We start from the raw sequence: 21,515 nt of genomic DNA on the forward strand, positions 1-21,515 counted from the left end.
CCCCTCTAGAACTGACCAATTGTGGAATCGCAACGTGTACCCAGACACAACGAAGCGGCCAGACAGAGAACCGTCTGGCCGCTTCGCACGAAACCTTAGGAGGCGAGAACCTCGTCGAGGCGCTCCGAGGCGCGCTCTTCGTCGGTCTTCTCTGCGAGGGCAAGCTCCGAGATGAGAATCTGGCGTGCCTTCGCAAGCATGCGCTTCTCACCAGCCGAGAGACCTCGGTCTTGATCGCGGCGCCACAGGTCGCGCACTACCTCCGAGACTTTGATGACGTCGCCCGAGGCGAGCTTCTCAAGGTTGGACTTGTAGCGGCGCGACCAGTTGGTCGGCTCTTCGGTGATGGGAGCACGAAGCACGTCGAAAACCTCTTCGAGGCCTTCCTTGCCGATCACATCGCGGACGCCGACGAGATCGACGTTGTCTGCCGGAACCTCAATGACGAGATCGCCCTGCGCGACGTTGAGCTTGAGAAAGAGCTTCTCTTCGCCCTTGATCTTCCGAGTCTTCACCTCGGCGATGGTTGCTGCTCCGTGATGGGGGTAGACGACCGTCTCCCCGACCTCAAACTGCATAAATAGATACCCCTTTTCACATCGAGTCTATCACGATCAACCAGTGGTAAGGTTCGCCGCCGCCACGAGGCGCTCGCAATCCGATAGGGTGAGAGATACCTGTGTGCGATATCCACCCCAGTCAGGGATGTCGTCTGAACCCCTTCACTAGGAGGCCCACGCCGTGAAGTACCGCGCCGTCGTTTCCCTTGCGCTCGCAGCCGCCCTTGGGGCTGGCCTCACCGCGTGCAACTACATCAGCCCGCAGCGCACGGCCGACATGTACGCAGCTAGTGACGGCGTGCACGTGACGGCAGGCCAGATCCAGGTCCGCAACGCGATGCTCCTCACCGACGGCGAGGACACCTCGAAGGCTTCGCTGCTCGCGTCGATCGTCAACCACACGAACGAGGCTGCCAGCATCACGATCTCGATCGAGGGCGGCGCATCCGAGAAGGTGCAGCTCCCGGAGAACGAGTCGATCGTCAAGGTCGGCACGACCGACGGCGAAAAGGTCGAGCTCACCGGCGCAGAGTTCAAGCCGGGCCAGACCGTCAAGGTCACGTTCACCCCGAACGAGGGCGAGACCGCTTCGATCGACGTCCCGGTGCTCGATGGCACGCTCGCCGAGTACTCGACGCTCGTTCCGACGAGTTCGGCATCGCCGAGCACCTCGGCTTCGCCTGCGCCTACGGAGACACCGGCGACGGAAGAAGCTCCGGCCGAAGGCGCGCAGGGTTAGTCTCAAGTTTCACGAAAGGGCTCCGAACCAACTGGTTCGGAGCCCTTTCATCTTGGTGCATTGCGGATGCAGGCCGGTGGCCTCGAGACAGCGACTACGCCGCCATTCGACCACCTCAGTGGTGACGGGATCTAGCCTTCGAAGCGGTAGCCGAGGCCGCGCACCGTGACGAGCAGCTTCGGCGTGGACGGCGTCTCTTCAATACGGGAACGGATGCGCTTGATGTGCACATCGAGCGTCTTCGTGTCGCCGTAGTAGTCGGGACCCCAGACGCGGTCGATCAGCTGGCCACGCGTGAGCACACGGCCAGAGTTGCGCATGAGGTACTCGAGGAGCTCGAACTCCTTGAGCGGCATGGGCGTGACCTCGCCGCGGACGGTCACCGTGTGGCGCTCAACGTCCATGCGGATGTCGTGCACCTCGATGATGCCGTCGTCCTCGTCGTCCTCGGCTGTCGCGTTGCGGCGAAGGACGGCGCGGATGCGTGCAAGCAGCTCGCGCGTCGAGTAAGGCTTCGTGACGTAGTCGTCGGCGCCGAGCTCGAGCCCGACCACGATGTCAACTTCGGAGTCTTTTGCCGTGAGCATGATGATCGGCACCATCGAGGTCATGCGCAGCTGGCGGCACACCTCGGTGCCGGGAATGCCAGGAAGCATGAGGTCGAGGAGAACGAGGTCTGCGCCGTCTTTGTCGAACAGGTCGAGCGCATCGGTGCCGGTTTCGGCGACCGCTACGTCGTAGCCCTCGCGACGAAGCAGAAAGGAAAGCGGCTCGTGGAGCGAGGCCTCATCTTCGACAAGCAGAATTCGAGTCACCGTTCCATTCTGCATACATCAGGCAAACTTTTGGTGAAGCTGACTCAGCCTCCGGCATCCTGACGCGGCAGGTGGCGGCTGAGGCATCCCTCGCTTACTCGTCACGCTTCGCTTCGTGCGCAAGTTTCGTCGCCTCGTCCGCGAGCGGAATGCGGACGGTAAACGTCGATCCCTTGCCAGGCCTCGACCACACGCGGATGTCACCGCCGTGGTTTTCGACGACGTGTCGCACGATGCTGAGCCCGAGACCGGTGCCGCCGGTGTTGCGCGAACGGGCCTGGTCGACGCGGAAGAAGCGCTCAAAGATTCGTTCTTGGTCTTGCGGAGCGATGCCGATGCCCTGGTCGCTCACCGCTACTTCGACGATGTCCCCGACCACGCGGGCACCGACACCCACACGCGACCCCGCCGGCGAATACTGCACGGCATTCGACACGAGATTGTGGAAGCACTGGAGCAGGAGGTCGGAGTTGCCGAGCACGTCTGCGCCGCAGTCTGCACCGATGACGAGCTTGATGTCCTTGGCATCCGCCACAACTTTGCTTTGGTCTGTGGCAAGCGAGAGCACATCCTGCACGTGCACGATCCCTGCCCCGAGCATCGTGTCGGTTGCCTGCAGGCGCGAAAGGTCGATGATCTCGCGGGTGAGTCGCGAGAGGCGCGTTCCCTCGAGCTGCATCCGTTCCGCAAAGAACTTCACCTGCTCGGGGTCATCCGCGGCTTCCACGAGCGCTTCCGAGAGGAGCATGATCGCGCCGATCGGGGTCTTCAGCTCATGACTCACATTTGCGACAAAGTCACGGCGAACGTTTTCCACACGAAGCGCTTCACTGCGATCTTCCGCAAGGATGAGCACGAAGCGCGGGCCCAGCGGAGCAGCCCGGATGCGGAAGCTCAATGCGGCATTCCCGAAGGGGCCTCGCGGCAGTTCGAGGTCTTCAGTCACAGCATGCTCGTTGCGCCGCGCCATGTCGGCGATCCGGCCGATCGATTCGGTGAGCCGATCCCCCAGCTTGATGAGCCCCTTGGATGCTGCGCCCTCGGAGGCCTGAACGACATTGTGCGACGGGTCAGCGACGATGACGACGGAGTCGAGAGCATCAAGCAGGTGGTCGAATCCATCGGGCAGGCGGGGTTCGGTGAGCTGACGCATCCGTTCGCGACGGACATTGGACACATGAATGAGCCATGCGAAGCCGACACCGAGAATGAAGCCGAGCACGATGGCCACGACAACGGCCACGGAGCGTTCCATGCGGCCCAGCATAGTTCCGACACTGCGCGTACACCCCGCCTTCAACTGACAGGACTAGCGTGGTCATGTGTGTTCGCATCCTGCGATGCTGCCCACACCCCGCAAGTGATCTAGTGCCGAAGCAGAAGCGCCGGCGCCCAACCGCAAAGGACGTACCCATGCGCGATGTCTTCCAGAAGGAGCTTGCCGAGATCGAGAACGGTCTTGTCGAGATCTCCCAGCTCGTGCGCGACGCTATCGAGCGCGCCGCCAAGGCGTTCGAGACGAGCGACGTTGCCCTCGCTGAGTCGGTCATGTCGGACGACGTGCAGATCGACATGAAGGCAAACGCTCTCGACGAGCTCGCCATCAACATCCTCGCCCGTCAGGCTCCCGTCGCCCGCGACCTCCGCGTCGTTGTCTCGGCTCTGCGTATCTCGGCATCACTCGAGCGCATGGGTGACCTTGCCGCACACATCGCCCAGCTCGCTCGCCTCCGCTTCCCGGAGCAGGTCGGCCCGGTTGCCGTCCGCGAGACCATCCTCAAGATGGGCCAGCACGACATCCAGATCGCTGGCCGCCTCGTCGAGCTCATCGACACCCAGTCCGACGAGATCGCCGAGGAGATCAAGGCTGCTGACGACCAGATCGACGCCTTCCACAAGTCGATCATGGACGCCCTCCTCGCTGAGGGCCTCGAGGCGCAGGCCCCGCAGGTTGTCGACGCAACCCTCGCCAGCCGCTACCACGAGCGCTTCGCCGACCACGCTGTGTCGATCGCGAAGAAGATCCAGTACCTCACGAGTGGTGACTGGCTCACCGACGAGGAGCACGCCCAGGAGGCGTAAGCCCAAAAACTGCGTGAGTGGGGTCTGAGCACACGCTCGGACCCCACTTCGCGTTCGGGTTTCCGCCTTGATACGTCTCTCGACTTCGGCAGCCAGGTACGGAAGACTTGATCGCGAACAGCAACGAGGCTGTCAAGTGACTGTTGTGAGGTGACATGAACGACCGGCACGTTCGCTCACGCAGGCTCAATGGCCTGTGGACCATTTCCACGGTGTTCGTTGTCCTCGTGAGCGTCCTCTCTCCGTACATATTTGCTGCGCTCAAGATCACAGAGCAGTTGCATCAGTCCTTGATTCTTGGCCTGTTCGATTTACTGGTGATTGTCATCGCGTTGGCGTTCAGCCGAATCATCATGCGCAACAGCTGAGGGCCGCGAACAACGCACACGACGGCGTTTACTGTTCCCGCTAGGGTCGCCCTCGTACGGTCAGAGAGGGGATGCCGCGTGACGGACACCACAAGCGAAACAGCACAGACGACATCGCCAGGCGATGATGCCGACGTGGTCGTGTCGCTGAGCCCTGCCGAGATCATCACCCTGTTCGGGGCGACAGACACTCCAGGTTGCAAACTCTTGCTGGCGCTCATCGGCGCGCCACCGATTGGCGAGGAAAGCCAGGAAGCAGCGCTCGCCACGATTGAAGGCATCAGCGTGAGTGGTCTCATGTTTCGCGCGCTCCTCATACCAAACGAAGATGGCAACTTCGATTTGGCGCCGCAACTCGCATCCATCGCACAGCTCGTCGCGGACAGCGAGGCGTGGCTGCGCGTTTCCGTCCCCAGCGAAGGCCGGATCCTTCTCATCGGTGTCTCCCAGCACGGGGTCGTCAGCGTGCGTCCGGGTGTCTTTGGCATCCGCACTTTCTCTGCAACCGCGGAGGACGAACTCCTCGAGGCATCGGATGCGATGCTTGAGAGCATCCTGTCGATCTACGCCGGGCTCGATGGCAACGTCGAACTTGGAATCGAGGCGTTCACTCCAGAGGGCGCAGAACGCATCATCCTTGCCCGGGACGGCGAGCACACGCGGGTCACGATGGAATCCAGCGATGAGGAAATACCCGCCGAGGAACTTGTCACCGCGGAGGCACTTGAGGTGCTCCTCGGCGAGTTCATCGACGAATACTTCAGCGATGTTGACGAGGTGGAGGGCATCGATGGCTGAGCACGAGGCTGGTGCAGCAACAACGACCGAGGCGCCACGGGAGACTGACGAGCAGCACGCGACGGCCATCCCACTCACCCTTGCTGAACTGCAAGTGCTCATGGCGGGCGCGTGGGGCAACGAACCCCACGCGGCGCGTGAACTGCTGGGTGTGGCCGACTGGCTCGAAGCGCCCGGTAATCGTGAAGCGTGGCGTGAGGCGGGCTCCGCTTCGCTCGTGCTCCGCGGGCTTCTCGTCATCACCGACGACGACACGCCTGAGTTCGCGGATGTACTCATGGCAGTCATGGCGTGCCTGCGTGCCACGACAGCAGGTGTCCGGCTCTCGGCACGGATCGGAGACATCTCGGAGCAGCGGCACCTCGCCGCGCTCCAAGCAGCAGAACTTCCACTGCTCCGCTGCGACGCCATCAACCGCTGGGCCTGGGGCATCTCGTTCCATGAGCCGACGATGTTGGCGGAAGCCGTCGAAGAGTTCCTCCTGAGCCTGCGCGGGCACGACACGCCCGTGACGCTCGTCGGTGAGCGCCGTTCGACCACAGCAACGACGCACCGCTTCGAACTCGTCATCCAGCCGGACGCGAGTTGGAACCTTGTTGTCGACGACAGCACTGGTGGAGCAGAGACAGAAGCCTCCGAACCACCACAGACAGGCTCTCCCCTCCTCACCGTGCTGGAGAAGCTCGGTATCAGCGACGGCATCCTGAACTAGCGCGAACGCAGCACGCGGGGCGGCCACCCTCCGGCGACCGCCCCGCGTGCTGCGCGAAACGCTTAGTGCTTGCCCTGGCTGGCAACCGCTGCGGCACCCGCTGCGGCAGCTTCCGGGTCGAGGTACTCGCCCTTGCCGATCGGCATCTTCGTGGCCGGGTCGATCTTGTAGACGAGCGGAATACCGGTCGGGATGTTGAGGCCGGCGATGTCTTCGTCGCTGATCTGCTCGAGGTGCTTCACGAGGGCACGGAGGCTGTTGCCGTGTGCAGTGATCATGACGGTCTTGCCACTCACGAGCGTGGGAGCGATCTCCTCTTCCCAGTAGGGCAGGAAGCGCTCGAGGACGTCCTTGAGGCACTCCGACTTCGGCATCTCGCCCTCAGTCTTGGCGTAACGCGGATCGTTCACCTGCGAGAACTCGTCATCGTCGGCAATGGCGGGCGGCGGCACATCGTAGGAGCGGCGCCAGGTCATGAACTGCTCTTCACCGAACTCGTCGCGGACCTGCGTCTTGTCCTTGCCCTGGAGGGCACCGTAGTGACGCTCGTTGAGCCGCCAGTTGCGCTTGACGTCGATCCAGCCGCGGCCTGCAGCCTTGAGGGCGAGGTGAGCGGTGTCGATCGCGCGCGTGAGCAGCGAGGTGTAGAGGATGTCGGGCTCGAGGCCGGACTCCTTGATGAGCTCGCCGGCGCGGGTGGCTTCGGCGCGGCCCTTGTCGGTGAGTTCAACATCAACCCACCCGGTGAACAGGTTCTTCTCGTTCCATTCGCTCTGCCCGTGGCGGACGAGGATGAGCGTCATCGCGTCAGTCATGCCTCCAGGGTAGCCGGGTGAGCTGGTGGCTCACGGCACATGGCGTCTCGACAAGCTCAACGCACGGCGACTTGTACCCATGTGCAGCATCGGGTTGCCCGAATACCGCTGGACGCGAGCCAACGACGAAGTGAGGGGATCGCCATGACCCAGGGCATGTTCGGAGCCAATCCTGACGAGCTGCGCGGTGTTGCGCAAGCGTTAAGCCGAGGATCGGGAACAGTCGAGGGGGTCCGCGAGACCGGCGAACCCGAGATCGACGGCGTCCCCTGGCTATATCAAGACTGGGGCGACCGGCAGCCTTCAACTTGGCGTCGGAGCAACGGCTGCAGCACGTGCGGAGAACACCAACGGCACGTTTGAGACGGGCTGAAAGTTCAAGCTTGCCGGCGATCCAGGTGCAGGTCACGGCCTCGACCTGAGCATCAATCGTCAAGCTGCGATGAACGATCTCCGGAACAACCCTTCGCAGTTCGTGAAGACGTCAACCCGGGACTCGCTCGACATCAACGACCTCCGGCATCCTTCAAACGGTGACTACCGTTGACCGCATCGCCAACAAGTTCGGCTTCTAGGTGGCCACGCGCGGCCTCAGCGATGGGCAGCGCTCCCCATCGCTGAGGCCGTTCGTTGTTTCTAGGATCTCCCTGAGCAGTACAGGGGGTACACGGTGGCAACGGGGATGTTCGGGGCGAATCCCGAGGAGCTTCGCGCGCACGGCGGCGAGCACAGTGCGGTGGCGGATCTGCTGACGAGCACCGAAGCACAGCTCACGGCAGAAGTCCACGGTGTCATGTGGATCGGCCCCGACCGCGAGCGCTTCGTGCTCGACTGGGACACCTCAACCGCCGTCCAGCTCAGCGAACTTGCTGCGCTCGAAGAAGCCACGGCAACCACGCTCGAGCAGCAAGCCCAGCAACAGGAGGAGTGCTCGCAAGCAGGAGCCTCCGGCGCATCAGGTGGCCACGACAGTCAGGGCGGTGACGGTTCCTCCCGCACGCACGGTCGTGACGGCGGCTCGAACGGGCAGCCCGGCGGCAGCACGAGCAACGGCGCTGGCGAGAAGGAGCAGCGTCCGAGCTGGAACGGCTGGACCTTCCAGGGCCCTAGCTTCATGATGGACACCCGCCTCACCCAGCGTTTCCAGGGCAACAAGTATTGGCTCGGCAAGTACGGCAAGGGCGAGGGATTCGACTTCAGCGAGTCCACCGACATGGACTCGAAGTACCGCGTCATGTGGGGCATCCAGGCGCGTGCCGTGCTCGCGGGCCTCGAAAAGACCTACGACCTCAGCGACCAGGTGAAGCTCAAGGTCTCCCCCGCCATCCAGGCCTTCGGCTTCGCCGGCGTGGATGCTCGGTCAAACGGCAAGTCGGGCGGCCTCTACGCGGGCGTGAGTGGCTTCGCGGGTGCAGAGCTTCCTTTCAAGGCGTCCTATGACGGTAAGTGGTTGGATGCCTACGGCCGAGTGCGCGGCACCTTCGGTATTGGTGGTGAGGCTGTCGTCGGCCTCAAGGCTGAGGGCGGCAAGGTGACCTTTGCGCCGCGTGCGCTCGGAAGCTGGGGCCCGGGGCTTGGCATTGACGGCAGCGTCACCCTCGACTTCAACGCGATCGGTACGGATGTTGGCCAGATTCACAAGCCGACCGGTGACGCGATCATCGGCGCCGGCAACGCGGTGAGCGACGGCGTGAACTTCCTCACGAAGACCACCGACAGTCTCATCCCCGACTGGCTCGAGGACGACAAGTCGCAGGAGCCGGGCGGCACCCCGTAGCCCCCGCCCAGGCGGAAGAATCGACGCATGCCCGTCGGACGCCCCACCCGCGGCACGACGAACACGAACCGTCTGCGCCGCATCGATCGCTGGATGGCGCAGCATCCCGCCTTTCGTGGCGCCGAGCGACCGCTCGTGGTGGATCTCGGCTATGGCGCAAGCGGCGCGACTGCCTTTGAACTCTTCGATCGCCTGCGCCCCACTCGCGACACGGTCCGCGTCGTCGGCCTCGAAATTGATCCGGAGCGCGTGGCAACCGCCCGGGCGCAGCTCGAGCAGCAAGCACCCCTCACGCAAGAACGCGTGAGCTTTGCGCGCGGCGGCTTCGAGGTGCCACTCGCCCGGGGTGAACGAGCCGATGTCATCCGGGCGTTCAATGTGCTGCGCCAATACGACGAAGCAGAGGTGCCGGATGCCTGGGCCCTCATGCTGGATCGCCTCGTTCCAGACGGCCTCCTCGTCGAGGGCACCTGCTCAGAAATTGGCCGCGTCGCAAGCTGGATCGGGCTGCGACCGTCAGGGCCGGAAACCTTCACGATCTCGCTCCACCTCGGAAGCCTCGAACTCCCGTCCATCGCCGCAGAACGCCTCCCGAAGGCGCTCATTCATCGGAACATCCCGGGCGAGCGCATCCACGGTTTTCTGCGCGCCTTCGACGCTGCCTGGCTCAAGGAAGCACCGCGCGCGACCTTCAGTGCGCAACAGCGGTTCATCACGACGGTTCAGCGTCTCAGGACGGAAGGCTGGCCACTCTTGGATGACGTGAAGCGGTGGCGGCTTGGTGAAGTGACGCTCCCCTGGCACGCCGTGGCGCCACGCGACGGCGGCGTCGCGGAACGCTGGCCCGCAGCATCCCGCTAGATCGGCTCCTGGTCGACATCCGGCAGGCGCTCGCGCGCCTCATCCACAGTGAGCCCGGCGGCAGTCAAGAGGTCAACGAGCAGCGGCCGGCACTGCATGAGCACCGTCGCATCCTGCACGTCGTACTCGATGTCGTGGCTCGCGGGATGCAGGCGCACGATCGCGAGCGTGAGGCTCTGGCGGGCCTGCACAAGCGCATCCGGGTCGTCAACCGCGGCCTCGAGTTCGCCAATCCCGATGGCGATCTCTTCGAAGGTCCTCGCGAGCTGTGGCCGCGGGGATTCTTCCTCAGCGAGCAGCTGCCATACACGTCGCGCCACCACGCGCGCATTGCGGACGGCGTAATCGAGCGCGACTCGCACCTCACGCTGGCGCTCAATGTCCTTGAGGTGCTGCCGCACGAACGGTGAGATTGTCGCGATCGCTTTGGCGCTCTCAAGCGAGGTATTCCAGTCGCTGAGCATGCGGTCGGTGGCACGAAGGTGCTCGAGAGCCCGCTCGGCGCGGTCGGCGTCCCCGTGGTGCAGGGCCGCTTCAATCAAACGGATGCCGCCACCAAGCTGCTGCACGAGCGCGCGTTCGTCGCTCTTCGCGAGACGACGAGCATCCCGCGGCACGATCGCCGTCGCGGCAAGCGCCATCGCACCGCCAACGACCGCGTCAATCGGCCGCTGAATTTCGCTTCCACTCGCAATCGGGATGAGCTGCACGAGCGAGGCCTGGATGCCCGCTGACACCGCGAATCCCGGGCTGCGGTGCACGAATCGGGCCATGAGGACGACGAGTCCGAGTACGAGGACGAGCTGCCACATCCCTCGCCCCACGAGCAGGAGCGAGATGTTCGCGAGCACCACGCCAAAGGTGATGCCGAGTGCCGTGTCGAGCACGCGTCGCGGCCTTGCATCCCGCGCGAGCGAGAGCGAAGAGATACACACCGTCACCGAGAGGAAGGGATTCTCGTGCCCGAGGAGGACGTGCGCGAAGGCGTAGGCGGCAATCGCTGCCGCCACGATCTGCACAATGGCGGAGAGCGAATCGCGCACGCGGTGAAACGCGGCGCGAACGTCGAAGCTCATCTCTTCCGCCCAAGCCTCGGCATTCGTGGCACGTCGAAGCTGTGGCCCGCATCCGGTGACACGATCTCGGTCACGCTCACGGTGGCGTCTGCACCGCCAGGGAGGGGAAGGACAAGGGCTGCGTCACTCGGAAGTGATCGCTTGAGGAGAGCCAAGCCAATCGGGCCTTCTTCGTAGTGCACGGCGACGGAGGTGAGCCGTCCCACCGGCTTCTTCGACTCGTCGCCAGCCAGGTGCAGGAGCGTGTCTTCGGCGGGAAGTTCACCATCTGAGCCGTCGAGGTGCAGGAAGGCGAGCCGTCGCGGCGGGTGACCGAGATTGTGCACCTTCGCGACGGTTTCCTGCCCGCGGTAGCAGCCCTTGTTGAGGTGGACCGCGCTGCGCAGCCAGTCGAGTTCGTGCGGGATGGTGCGCTCGTCGACGTCGTGGTCGATGTCGGGCCGCCAAGCGGCAATGCGCAGCGCGGTGAGTGCGTCAAGGCCAGCAAGCCCGACGTCGCCGCGAGCTCCCGCGTCAGCAACAGCCTCGGCAACGGCCTCATTGACGACAGCGAGCTGCAGACACCAGGCGTCCGGCGCCTCGCCGCCTTCAGCCCGGTAGCTCGTCCCCCACTCGGGCGGGTTGCCCCACGGGTCCGGCCACTGGATGGCGTCGCCCATGAGCCCGGGCAACGCATCCGGCTCGCTCCCCCACCAGGCAAGTACGTGGCGTTCGGCAGCAATCTTCACCCGGACGTCGAGCATGAAGCGCATCCGGTCGAGCCACGCACAGAGATCATTTGCTCGTTCGGCGGAGGTAATGAGGAGCGCAAGTTCGCCCGTTTCCACCACCGTAAACGCGTGCTCGACGCGACCTTCGGGGCTCAAAAGGAGCGTCTCGCGGGCCTCGCCCGGCTGCATTCCCGTGATGCGCTGCGTGGTGAGGGAGTCGATCCAGCGCAGTCGGTCGCTTCCCGACAGCTCGATCACGGCGAGGTCACCTCGGTGGACGAGGGCCCGACCCATCGCTAGGGCACGCTGCTCACGGAGGAAGCCACCGTAGTGGGCAACGCTTCGACCGTCTTCAGCAGCGACGGCACCAGAGAGAGTGAGGAAAGGACTGCGCGACATGGCGTCCTCGCCGGCTAGTCGACGCGGCTCAGGCGTGCGGATGCGTGTGAGGCGAGCGGCTGACCCTGGGCAGCGATGTCCCACACCCAAAGGAGATCGCCCTCAACAAAGCCGTACATGCGCGTGGACGCGCTGTGCTCCTTCGCGTTCGGCGTGCGCGCGACAAAGTCGGTGGCGAGGTCGATACGCGGTCCGCGCGCCTTACCGTAGTAGATCTCGGCGACGCCGGTCGGGTGTGCGAGCACGACCTCGATCGGAAAGGTGCCGTCTTCATCGCGGAGCTTCTCAACAGCATCCGCATCGGTGATCGTGGCGGGCGCTGTGGCGGGCAGGATGCCCGGGCCAATATCGCCGTCGTCGTGCGGGCGAGCAAGTCGCCAGTAGCCGCTCTCGCTCGTGAACACCTGCGGGAGCGCCTCGTCGGCGTCCGCGACAAGCGAGAGTTCGCTGCGGTAGTTGAGGTGGGCGCCACCGTCGTGGCTGAAGCTCGCACGCTGGCGGAAGGTCACCTCGATCGGATTTCCGGCCTCGTCCTTGCCGGTCACGATGCGGCCCTCACCCTCCCAGACGCCAAGCAGCCAGGAGAAGGGAACGATTTCGGACGGAAGGTCGACAGGGATTTCGATCATGTGTGGCTCGCGGCCTAGCTCTGGCCCTTGAAGAGGTTCACGAGCACGCCGATCGAGATCCACGAGATCGCACCGAGGGCAAGCAGGAGCAGACCGGTGAAGGTGAGTTCAATGGCAAAGACGGGATCCATAGCTCTCATCCTAACCGGCGAACGTGATCGGTGCTCCGAAGCTGAGCGAGGTGGCGGATGCCGCTGAGTCGACGAGGACGAGCCCACCGCCGCCGCCAAGGAGCGCCATGACGAGTGAGGCGAAGGCGAGAATCGCGAAGGCACCCACAGTGGAGAGTGCGATCCGCATGATGAAGCCCTTGCTCGAGCCGAGGAAGGTTTGCAGGCCCCCGGCAACCAAGAACAGCACGAGCATGAACACCGTCACGAAGGTGAGCTGGCGTTCTTCGGGCACCGCGAAGCCAATGACGAACGCGCCAACGATGGCGGCACACCAGATGCCGAGAATCGCACTTCGTTCGGGACGCATGCTCCTATTCTCCCTGCCTTTGTCGCGAGAGCCTGAGCACACGGCATCCTCGAACAGGCGGTCTAGGGTCGAAGCCGCGAGCGCGCTGCCCGCGAGAACCAAGGAGGCACCAGATGTCGGATCCTGAACTCAGCACCTTCGCTTCAGCCGAAGCACTTGCCGGCGAGGTGACGGCCCTCAATGCGGCGTGCCGTCTGGCTGATGGCGCAGAAGCGTTCAACGAAGCCACGATGCGCTCACTCGCTGAGCGCTCCGGTGTTGCACTCCGGGGGCCGGAAGGCGAGCTGCTTGGCCTCGCGCTCGTTCGTCAGGACGGCGACGTCGCGCACGAGCTCGAACTCGCGGTCTCCCCCGGCGCTCGAGGGCGAGGACACGGACGCCAGCTCGCAGAGACCTTCCTCAAGGATGCCGAGGAGGCTGGCCGCACCGCGCGGGCGTGGGCTCACGGCGACGGTAGCCCTGCGCGCGGTCTCGCCGAAGCACTCGGAATGCGCGAAGAGCGCCTCCTCCTGAAGCTTGCCGCAACGCTCGACCCCTCCATCCACGGGCTCCCCCAGGGCGGCCCGCGCATCGTCGCCTTCACGATGGACCGGCTCGACGAGGTGCTCGAGGTGAACCGGCGCGCCTTTGCACATCACCCCGAGCAAGGATCCCTTGACCGGGATGGGTTCCTCGCCCGTACGCGCGAGGCGTGGTGGTCGCCCGAACGCCTCCTGCTCGCCTTCTCCGAGGACGACCGTGTGATCGGCTTCCACTGGCTCAAGGTCACCGAGGAGGAAGCCGAGGTCTACGTGCTTGCGGTCGATCCGGCTACTGCAGGCCGAGGCATCGGCCGCGCCCTCATGCACGCGGGGCTCGCCCACCTCATCGAGGAAGCTCACGAGCGCGTGGTCCTCTACGTCGAAGGCGACAACACGCCCGCTGTGAAGCTGTATCGCTCGCTCGGCTTTGAGGATGCGCACCGCGATGTTCGCTGGGAATACCCCGCTCGACACAGTTGATGCCGACTCGTTCACCGAGGTGTGACCCAAAGCTGGCAGGATGAGCCTATGAGCGAGAACAGCGTGCCCGACGCCATCGAGACTTCCCCCGAACAGCCCCTCCCCCTCGACCGCTTCATTGACCGCGAACTTTCGTGGCTCGCGTTCAACCAGCGCGTGCTCGAACTCGCCGAAGACGAGTCGACGCCGCTGCTCGAGCGGACGAACTTCCTCGCGATCTTCGCCTCGAACCTCGACGAGTTCTTCATGGTTCGCGTGGCGGGCCTCAAGCGCCGCATCGTGACCGGTCTCGCGGTCCCGACTCCCGCTGGTGTCCGCCCCACGCGTGCCCTCGCCGACATCCGTGCGAAGGCGCACGAGCTGCAGCTTCGCCACGCCAAGATCTTCAACGAGTCGGTGCGCCCGGCACTCGAGGAAGAGGGCATCCGCATCGTCGGCTGGGAAGAGCTCACCGAAGACGAGCGCACGCACCTGCGCGATGTCTTCGCCGAGCAGATCTTCCCGGTCCTCATGCCGCTCGCTGTCGACCCGGCGCACCCGTTCCCGTACATTTCGGGTCTCTCGCTCAACCTCTCGGTGCGTGTCGGCAACCCGCTCACGGGCAAGGTCGAGTTCGCGCGCCTCAAGGTGCCGCCCATGCTTCCGCGCTTCTACCCGCTCACGAGCGAGGACGGTGAAACGCGCTTCATCCTGCTCGAGGACCTCATCGCGCACCACCTCGAACACGTCTTCCCGGGCATGGAGATCATCGACTACCACGCCTTCCGCGTGACCCGAAACGAAGACATGACGATTGAGGAGGACGAGACCGAGAACCTCCTCCAGGCGCTCGAGCAGGAACTCCTCCGCCGTCGCTTCGGCCCGCCGATCCGCCTCGAAGTGTCGGACGACATGGACGAGGAGACGATTGAGCTCCTCAAGCAGGAACTCGACATCACCGACGCTGAGGTCTACATCCTCTCCGGCCCGCTCGACCTCGGTGGCCTCTTCGGCCTCGGCAAGATCCAGCGCCCGGAACTCAAGTACTCGACGCACGTGCCGGTGACGGCCGCACCGTTCCGCACCTCCGACGGCGACGAGCACCCGGACATGTTCCTGCAGATCGCGCGCCGCGACATCCTCGTGCAGCACCCCTACGAATCGTTCTCGACGAGTGTGCAGGCGTTCCTCGAGCAGGCTGCCGAAGACCCGCACGTGCTCGCGATCAAGCAGACGCTCTACCGCACCTCGGGTGACAGCCCCATTATTGAGGCGCTCATCCGTGCCGCGGAGGCTGGCAAGCAGGTCCTCGCGATGGTTGAGATCAAGGCCCGCTTCGACGAGCAGAACAACATCACCTGGGGTAAGAAGCTCGAGAAGGCGGGCGTGCACGTCGTGTACGGCCTCGTCGGGCTCAAGACCCACTGCAAGCTCCTCCAGGTCATCCGTGAAGAAGACGGACGCCTGCGCACCTACAACCACATCGGCACGGGTAACTACAACCCGAAGACGAGCCGCATCTACGAGGACCTCGGCCTCTTCACCCGTGACGAGCAGGTCGGCCGTGACATCACGCGCCTGTTCAACCAGCTCTCTGGCTACGCCATCGAGAAGAAGTTCTCGCGCCTGCTCGTGGCACCACTGCACCTGCGTAAGGGTCTCCTCAAGCTCATCGACCAGGAGCGCAAGAACGCCGAGGCTGGCAAGGACGCTCGCATCCGCATCAAGGTGAACTCGATGGTGGATGAGGAGCTCATCGACGCGCTCTACGCCGCAAGCCGTGCTGGCGTGAAGGTCGACATTTGGGTACGGGGTATTTGCAGCCTCCGCCCGGGCGTTCCCGGCCTGAGCGACAACATCCGCGTGCGTTCGATCGTTGGCCGCTACCTCGAGCACTCGCGCATCTACGCCTTCGACAACGACGGCGACCCGCAGGTGTACATCGGCTCGGCCGACATGATGCACCGCAATCTCGACCGCCGCATCGAAGCGCTCGTTCGTCTGGTCGACCCCGGCCACCTCGAAGAGATCGACACGATGTTTGCCCTCGCGATGTCGGACAAGGTCTCCTCGTGGACGCTCAATGCGGATGCCACGTGGACGCGCCACTCGCGCAATGAGGACGGCTCGCCCCGCCTCGAACTCCACGATGAGCAGATGCGCCGTGTGTCGCGTCGCCCGCGCCCGAAGGGCCTTCGCTAATGCCCGCCGAGCGGACCGTGTACGCCGCCGGTGCGGTCGTGTGGCGCATGATTGAGGGCAAGCACCGCATCCTTATTGCGCACCGCGACCGCCACGGCGACTGGTCTCTCCCCAAGGGCAAGGTCGATCCGGGCGAGACGCTCGTCGAGACAGCAGCACGCGAGCTGCGCGAAGAGACCGGGTTCCCGGTGAAGCTTGGCGCACCACTCGGTTACATCGAGTACACGCTGCCGAATGGACGCCCGAAGGAAGTCCACTACTGGATGGCAGAGCTCAGCGACACCGACTTCGAGGCACACCCCTTTGTCTCGAACGAAGAGGTTGACCGGGTCGAGTGGGTGTCGACGAAAAAGGCACGCAAGATGCTGAGCTACGAGCGCGACCGCGAGCTCATGGATCTCGTCGACGAGCGCTTCAAGAAGGGCACCGCTCGCACCTTCACGATCATTGCGCTGCGCCACGGCAAGGCCATCCCGCCACTGTCGTGGCCCGGGGATGACGCCTCGCGCCCACTCACGAGCCGCGGCCAAGAGCAGGCCTCGGCCGTCGTGTCGATCCTCAGCGCCTACGGCCCGCAGGCGCTCGTGACGAGCCCCGCTGTGCGCTGCCGCGAAACGATTGCGCCGTACGCCCAGTCCATTGGCGTGACGCCACAAGCCGAGGCTGCCGTCTCGCAGCTTGCCTACGACAATGGCGAGCCGATGGATGAGATCGTGCACCGCTTGCTTGATGCCCGCGAGTCGGTCGTCGTGTGCACGCACTCCCCCGTCGTCCCCGAACTCGTGGCCACGATTGCCACGCTCACGGGCACCCGCTTGGGGCAGCTCTCGCGCCAGTCGATGCTCTCGACTGGTGAGTGTGCGGTGCTGCACCTGTGTACGGCTGACCCGCGCCACGGCGTGGTTGCCGCGGAGACGCACGGGCCGCTTTCCTAGCGAACACGAGCGCGCATCTCCTGCGACGCCAGGGATGCGCGCTCGCACGTTGTGGTGGGCGTGTTGCACTACGGAGATTCATTTACCCACCGTTCACATGTCCACAGAATACGGGCGCCCTTGCCGTACGCAGAGTGAATTTGTGGTGCCGAACACTGCATTCACCCCACGTTCACCCTCTCGCTGATTGGAGTACACGCCCCGCCTCTAGCGTCCCCTTCGAGCACCCTGCTGTGCTTGATCTTCTCCAAACCCCCGAAGGGAAACCTCTCCATGAAGCTCACGCGTGTTGGCGCTTCCGTCGCCATGACCGCTGTCGCCGCGCTTGCTCTCTCGGCTTGCGCCACCAACGAAGCCCCCGCCACCAGCAACGGTTCGGCTGCACCGGCCGAGCAGGTCGAGCAGCTCCAGGGCGAGCTCACGGGCTCGGGCGCATCGTCGCAGGAGACCGCTCAGGCAACCTGGAAGGCCGGCTACGGCTCGATCCAGGCTGGCGTCACCGTCAACTACGGTGCAGACGGCTCGGGTAAGGGTCGCGACGCCTTCAAGAGCGGCCAGAGCCACTTCGCTGGTTCGGACCGTGCCTTCAAGACCGACGAGATCAAGGAAGGCGGCTTCTCGCAGTGCGCCGAGGGCTCGGGCCTCGTTGAGGTCCCGGCTTACATCTCGCCAATCGCTGTCGCCTTCAAGCTCGAAGGCGTTGACTCGCTCAACCTCGACGCTGCCACGCTCGCTGGCATCTTCAAGGGCGAGATCACCAAGTGGAACGACCCGAAGATCGCTGCACTCAACGAGGGCGCCAAGCTCCCCGACCTCGACATCACCGCTGTCCACCGTTCGGACAAGTCGGGCACCACCCAGAACTTCACCGACTACCTCAACAAGGCTGCCGCTGACGTCTGGACCGAGAAGGCCGGCGAAGAGTGGAACCCCGAGTACGGCGGCGAGGGTGCGGAAGGCACCAACGGCGTCCAGCAGGTTCTCGGCTCGAACGGCACCATCGGCTACCTCGACGCTTCGGCTGCCAAGGACATGACGCTCGCCAAGATCAAGGTCGGCGAAGAGTTCGTTGAGCTCACCCCTGAGGCTGCTGCCGCCGTCGTTGACGCATCGGAGATCGAGGAAGGCCGCACCGAGCTCGACCTCGCGTACAAGCTCAAGCGCGACACCACCGAGTCGGGCGCATACCCGATCGTTCTCGTCTCGTACCTCGTCGGCTGCGCCGAGTACAAGGACGCTGAGATCGGCAAGCTCGTGAAGTCGTACTTCCAGTACGTCACCTCGGCTGAGGCTCAGACCGCAGCTCAGGAGAAGGCCGGCTCGGCACCGATCTCGGAAGAGCTCCGCGGCAAGATCAACGCTGCTCTCGAGAAGATGAAGTAAGTCCTCTGACGGACTTGCTTTGACAGTGCCCGGCGGCCTGCGAACAAGGTTCGCAGCCCGCCGGGCACTCTCCAGTTCACCGGGTTGTCATCCCTCCCTGTGACTCTGACCTCTGTCGACGTTTCTATCGAGGGAAGTATCTCCACACGATGAGTGCTGAAACCGCCTCCACACAAGCCACGCCACCAAAGGCCGTCAAGCGACCTGGTGACGTCATCTTTTCGTCCATCTCCACCTTCTCCGGCTCGCTGATCCTCGCGATCCTTGCTGCCGTCTTCTTCTTCCTCATCTGGCAGGGCCTGGACGCGTTCAACCCCAACGCGTCAAACGTGGACGCACCGTCCACCGAACACAGTGAGTTCCTCATCAAGGCGCAGAACCTCGCCAACCCGGACGAGCCCGGCAACTTCTTCTGGTACGTGCTGCCGCTCGCCTTCGGTTCCGTGTGGGCATCGCTGCTCGCGCTCATCATGGCGGTCCCCGTCGCCATCGGTGTTGCGCTGTTCATCACCCACTACGCGCCCCGCAAGCTCGCCTCGGCGCTCGGCTACGTCATCGACCTCCTCGCCGCTATCCCCTCGGTCGTCTACGGCCTCTGGGGCATGATCGTGCTCGCTGGCTTCGTGCAGCCGTTCTACGTCTGGCTGGGCCAGAACCTCAACTGGCTGCCGTTCTTCCAGGGCGATCAGGTCTCGGGTACCGGACGCACAATCTTTACGGCAGCTATCGTGCTCGCGATCATGGTCCTTCCGATCATCACGGCCCTCACGCGTGAGGTCTTCCTCCAGACTCCCCGTCTTCACGAAGAAGCCTCGCTCGCACTCGGCGCCACCCGCTGGGAAATGATCAAGATGGCGGTTCTCCCGTTCGCCCGTTCGGGCATGGTGTCCTCGATCATGCTCGGCCTCGGTCGCGCGCTCGGCGAAACCATGGCCGTCGCCATGGTGCTCTCCGCATCCGGCATCATCACGGTCAACCTCATCGGCAGCCAGAACCCCTCGACCATCGCGGCAAACATCGCCCTCCGCAACGGTGAGGCATCGCAGATGGACATGCACGTCCTCATCGCTACGGGTCTCGTCCTCTTCGCCATCACCCTCCTCGTGAACGGTGTGGCGCGCTGGATCGTGGGCCGTCGCAAGCAGTTCTCGGGAGCGAACTAATGACGAACACCGCCACGCAGAACACTGAAAAGCGTTCGGCCGCCCGCAAGGCCGCGTCGAACCCGCTCACCGCTGGACGTCTCCCCGGCTGGAGCGTGTGGGCAATCGCCGCCGGTGGTGCCGCTGTTGCAGCGATCATCATCTTCCTCACGAGCCTTGGAAACGCCGACGGGTTCAACTGGGCTGGATTTGTGGTTCTCGGTCTCCTCTTCTCGGTGACCGCGATCTACGTCGTCTCGCTCATGACCGAAGGCAAGCGTCAGGCCACAAACCGTTTCGTCACCTCGCTCGTGGTGTCGACCTTCGTGCTTGCGCTCATCCCGCTGCTCTCGCTCATCATCACCCTCTTCACCCGCGGTATGGCCCGCCTCGACGCCGAGTTCTTCAGCTCGTCGATGCGCGGCATCGTGGATGTCGGCGGTGGTGCTGCACACGCGATCTGGGGCACCGTCCTCATCACGCTCACGGCAACGCTCCTCTCGGTGCCGATCGGGATTTTCACGGCCATCTACCTTGTCGAGTACGGCAAGGGCTGGCTCAAGAACGCGATCAACTTCTTCGTTGACGTGATGACCGGTATTCCCTCGATCGTCGCGGGCCTGTTCGTGTTCACGATGCTCTTCGCAGCAACGGCGTTCACGCCGCTGACTCCGGCCACAATCAAGACGGGTCTCGCGGGTGCGCTCGCGCTGACGATCCTCATGCTTCCGACCGTGATCCGCTCGTCCGAAGAAATGCTCCGCCTTGTTCCGAACGAGCTCCGCGAAGCGTCCTACGCACTCGGTACGCCGAAGTGGGTCACCATCGTGAAGATTGTTCTTCCGACGGCCCTCGCCGGTATTGCCACGGGTGTGACGCTCGCAATCTCGCGCGTGATTGGTGAGACGGCTCCGCTGCTCATCGCAGCGGGTGTCGCTCAGGCAAGCCTCAACACGAACCTCGTGAAGGGTCAGATGATGAGCCTTCCGGTGTTCGTGTACCAGATGACGAAGGGTGCGGGTGTTGCCCAGCAGCCGTGGTTCGAGATGGCATGGACTGCCGCGCTCGTCCTCCTCATCATCGTCATGGTCCTCAACCTCATCGCTCGCGCGATCGCTTACTACTTCCGCCCCAAGGGCGAACGCTAAACCCCAGGAGAAATCACCGTGTCAAAGCGCATCGAAGTTAACAACCTCGACGTCTACTACGACAAGTTCAAGGCTGTCGAAGACGTCAACATGGTCATCGAGCCCCGCACCGTGACGGCCTTCATCGGCCCCTCGGGTTGCGGTAAGTCGACCTTCCTCCGCACGCTCAACCGCATGCACGAGGTCATCCCCAAGGCATGGGTTGACGGCGAGGTCCTCCTCGACGGCAACAACCTCTACGGCCCGGGCGTTGACCCGGTGCTCGTGCGCCGTCAGGTCGGCATGGTCTTCCAGCGCCCGAACCCGTTCCCCACGATGTCGATTCGTGAGAACGTCCTCGCGGGTCTCAAGCTCAACAACCGCAGCCTCAGCCGTTCGGAGGCTGACGAGGTCGTCGAGCGCTCGCTCCAGGGTGCAAACCTCTGGAACGAGGTCAAGGACCGCCTCAACCTTCCCGGCTCGGGCCTCTCGGGTGGCCAGCAGCAGCGTCTGTGTATCGCCCGCGCAATCGCTGTGAAGCCGGACGTCCTCCTCATGGACGAGCCCTGCTCGGCCCTCGACCCGATCTCGACCCTCGCGATCGAGGACCTCATCGCTGAGCTCAAGCAGGACTACACGATCGTCATCGTGACCCACAACATGCAGCAGGCATCGCGTGTGTCGGACCGCACCGCGTTCTTCAACATCGCTGGCACCGGCAAGCCGGGCAAGCTCATCGAGTACGACGACACCACCACGATCTTCGAGAACCCCTCGCAGAAGGACACCGAAGACTACGTGTCGGGTCGCTTCGGTTAAGCCGAACAATTCACGCGCGACGGGCTCGGAACCTCACGGTTCCGGGTCCGTTTGCTGTTCCCGGGATCCTGGCTAGCTCACACACGCCTCGCTCAAGTCGCCGGTA

22 protein-coding genes are annotated in these 21,515 nt (G+C 64.1%); 14 read left to right on the top strand and 8 right to left on the bottom strand.

The genetic code is table 11. The features are described 5' to 3' along the window. Positions 1 to 95: 95 nt before the first annotated feature. The gene (locus ZAL01S_RS08265; RefSeq protein WP_066082133.1) at positions 96 to 578 is read right to left on the bottom strand and encodes a CarD family transcriptional regulator; all 483 of its coding nucleotides are present in this window, start codon (positions 576 to 578) and stop codon (positions 96 to 98) included. A 163-nt stretch (positions 579 to 741) separates the two neighbouring features. Here ZAL01S_RS08265 and ZAL01S_RS08270 point away from each other — a divergent pair, with 163 nt between their 5' ends. Continuing rightward, entirely contained in the window at positions 742 to 1,299 is a 558-nt protein-coding gene (locus tag ZAL01S_RS08270; protein WP_066082135.1) for a hypothetical protein, read from the top strand. Between the two features lie 131 nt (positions 1,300 to 1,430). Here ZAL01S_RS08270 and ZAL01S_RS08275 read toward each other — a convergent pair whose 3' ends face one another. Next, positions 1,431 to 2,114, bottom strand: coding sequence for a response regulator transcription factor (locus ZAL01S_RS08275; protein WP_066082136.1), 684 nt, complete (start codon positions 2,112 to 2,114; stop codon positions 1,431 to 1,433). A 94-nt stretch (positions 2,115 to 2,208) separates the two neighbouring features. Further along, positions 2,209 to 3,369 carry a sensor histidine kinase gene (locus ZAL01S_RS08280; protein WP_066082181.1) on the bottom strand — a complete coding sequence of 387 codons (1,161 nt, stop codon included), beginning with the start codon at positions 3,367 to 3,369 and terminating at the stop codon, positions 2,209 to 2,211. Between the two features lie 158 nt (positions 3,370 to 3,527). Between ZAL01S_RS08280 and phoU the strand changes: the two genes are divergently transcribed. The 4 genes from phoU to ZAL01S_RS08300 all read left to right on the top strand — a co-directional run bounded on the left by phoU (position 3,528) and on the right by ZAL01S_RS08300 (position 6,074). Then, a complete protein-coding gene (gene phoU, locus ZAL01S_RS08285; protein WP_066082138.1) occupies positions 3,528 to 4,196 on the top strand; it encodes a phosphate signaling complex protein PhoU in 669 nt (222 codons plus the stop codon). A 155-nt stretch (positions 4,197 to 4,351) separates the two neighbouring features. Next, positions 4,352 to 4,564, top strand: a complete 213-nt coding sequence (locus ZAL01S_RS08290; RefSeq protein ID WP_066082140.1) for a hypothetical protein — start codon at positions 4,352 to 4,354, stop codon at positions 4,562 to 4,564. A gap of 78 nt (positions 4,565 to 4,642) precedes the next feature. Beyond that, positions 4,643 to 5,362 (top strand): hypothetical protein, encoded by a 720-nt coding sequence (locus ZAL01S_RS08295; protein WP_066082141.1) that lies wholly within the window; start codon positions 4,643 to 4,645, stop codon positions 5,360 to 5,362. Beyond that, complete coding sequence (locus tag ZAL01S_RS08300) at positions 5,355 to 6,074, top strand: hypothetical protein (RefSeq protein WP_066082143.1); 720 nt, start codon at positions 5,355 to 5,357, stop codon at positions 6,072 to 6,074. Before ZAL01S_RS08295 ends, ZAL01S_RS08300 begins: the two co-directional genes overlap by 8 nt. A 62-nt stretch (positions 6,075 to 6,136) precedes the next feature. On the opposite strand, the gene ZAL01S_RS08305 is transcribed toward ZAL01S_RS08300, so the two are convergent. Beyond that, complete coding sequence (locus ZAL01S_RS08305; RefSeq protein WP_066082145.1) at positions 6,137 to 6,889, bottom strand: phosphoglyceromutase; 753 nt, start codon at positions 6,887 to 6,889, stop codon at positions 6,137 to 6,139. Positions 6,890 to 7,559: 670 nt separating this feature from the next. On the opposite strand from ZAL01S_RS08305, the gene ZAL01S_RS08310 reads away from it, so the two are divergent. Beyond that, the gene (locus ZAL01S_RS08310) at positions 7,560 to 8,666 is read left to right on the top strand and encodes a hypothetical protein (protein WP_159421655.1); all 1,107 of its coding nucleotides are present in this window, start codon (positions 7,560 to 7,562) and stop codon (positions 8,664 to 8,666) included. A gap of 27 nt (positions 8,667 to 8,693) precedes the next feature. Then, entirely contained in the window at positions 8,694 to 9,527 is an 834-nt protein-coding gene (locus ZAL01S_RS08315; protein ID WP_066082149.1) for a class I SAM-dependent methyltransferase, read from the top strand. Here the strand turns inward: ZAL01S_RS08315 and ZAL01S_RS08320 are convergent. The 4 genes from ZAL01S_RS08320 to ZAL01S_RS08335 form a co-directional block, all read right to left on the bottom strand. After that, positions 9,524 to 10,603 carry an FUSC family protein gene (locus tag ZAL01S_RS08320; RefSeq protein WP_066082151.1) on the bottom strand — a complete coding sequence of 360 codons (1,080 nt, stop codon included), beginning with the start codon at positions 10,601 to 10,603 and terminating at the stop codon, positions 9,524 to 9,526. The two genes, ZAL01S_RS08315 and ZAL01S_RS08320, sit on opposite strands and share 4 nt — an antisense overlap. Then, entirely contained in the window at positions 10,600 to 11,712 is a 1,113-nt protein-coding gene (gene ygfZ, locus ZAL01S_RS08325; protein WP_066082153.1) for a CAF17-like 4Fe-4S cluster assembly/insertion protein YgfZ, read from the bottom strand. The genes ZAL01S_RS08320 and ygfZ overlap by 4 nt, the downstream gene beginning before the upstream one ends. A 14-nt stretch (positions 11,713 to 11,726) precedes the next feature. After that, the gene (locus tag ZAL01S_RS08330) at positions 11,727 to 12,341 is read right to left on the bottom strand and encodes an FABP family protein (RefSeq protein ID WP_066082154.1); all 615 of its coding nucleotides are present in this window, start codon (positions 12,339 to 12,341) and stop codon (positions 11,727 to 11,729) included. A gap of 141 nt (positions 12,342 to 12,482) precedes the next feature. After that, a complete protein-coding gene (locus tag ZAL01S_RS08335; protein ID WP_066082156.1) occupies positions 12,483 to 12,821 on the bottom strand; it encodes a hypothetical protein in 339 nt (112 codons plus the stop codon). A 113-nt stretch (positions 12,822 to 12,934) separates the two neighbouring features. On the opposite strand from ZAL01S_RS08335, the gene mshD reads away from it, so the two are divergent. The 7 genes from mshD (at position 12,935) to pstB (ending at position 21,409) form a co-directional block, all read left to right on the top strand. After that, entirely contained in the window at positions 12,935 to 13,822 is an 888-nt protein-coding gene (gene mshD, locus ZAL01S_RS08340; RefSeq protein WP_066082158.1) for a mycothiol synthase, read from the top strand. A 48-nt stretch (positions 13,823 to 13,870) separates the two neighbouring features. Then, positions 13,871 to 16,003 (top strand): RNA degradosome polyphosphate kinase, encoded by a 2,133-nt coding sequence (locus ZAL01S_RS08345; protein WP_066082160.1) that lies wholly within the window; start codon positions 13,871 to 13,873, stop codon positions 16,001 to 16,003. After that, complete coding sequence (locus tag ZAL01S_RS08350; protein WP_066082162.1) at positions 16,003 to 16,938, top strand: NUDIX hydrolase; 936 nt, start codon at positions 16,003 to 16,005, stop codon at positions 16,936 to 16,938. Before ZAL01S_RS08345 ends, ZAL01S_RS08350 begins: the two co-directional genes overlap by 1 nt. A gap of 273 nt (positions 16,939 to 17,211) precedes the next feature. After that, positions 17,212 to 18,321, top strand: coding sequence for a phosphate ABC transporter substrate-binding protein PstS (gene pstS / locus ZAL01S_RS08355; protein ID WP_066082164.1), 1,110 nt, complete (start codon positions 17,212 to 17,214; stop codon positions 18,319 to 18,321). Between the two features lie 149 nt (positions 18,322 to 18,470). Beyond that, entirely contained in the window at positions 18,471 to 19,484 is a 1,014-nt protein-coding gene (gene pstC, locus ZAL01S_RS08360) for a phosphate ABC transporter permease subunit PstC (protein ID WP_066082166.1), read from the top strand. Beyond that, on the top strand, positions 19,484 to 20,611 hold the full coding sequence (gene pstA / locus ZAL01S_RS08365; protein ID WP_066082168.1) for a phosphate ABC transporter permease PstA: 1,128 nt from the start codon (positions 19,484 to 19,486) through the stop codon (positions 20,609 to 20,611). The genes pstC and pstA overlap by 1 nt, the downstream gene beginning before the upstream one ends. Before the next feature lie 18 nt (positions 20,612 to 20,629). After that, on the top strand, positions 20,630 to 21,409 hold the full coding sequence (pstB, locus tag ZAL01S_RS08370; RefSeq protein ID WP_066082170.1) for a phosphate ABC transporter ATP-binding protein PstB: 780 nt from the start codon (positions 20,630 to 20,632) through the stop codon (positions 21,407 to 21,409). Positions 21,410 to 21,515 lie beyond the last annotated feature (106 nt).

Origin of the sequence: [Zimmermannella] alba NBRC 15616, from assembly GCF_001570905.1 — a bacterium.
In the GTDB taxonomy this organism is placed as follows: domain Bacteria; phylum Actinomycetota; class Actinomycetes; order Actinomycetales; family Microbacteriaceae; genus Pseudoclavibacter; species Pseudoclavibacter albus.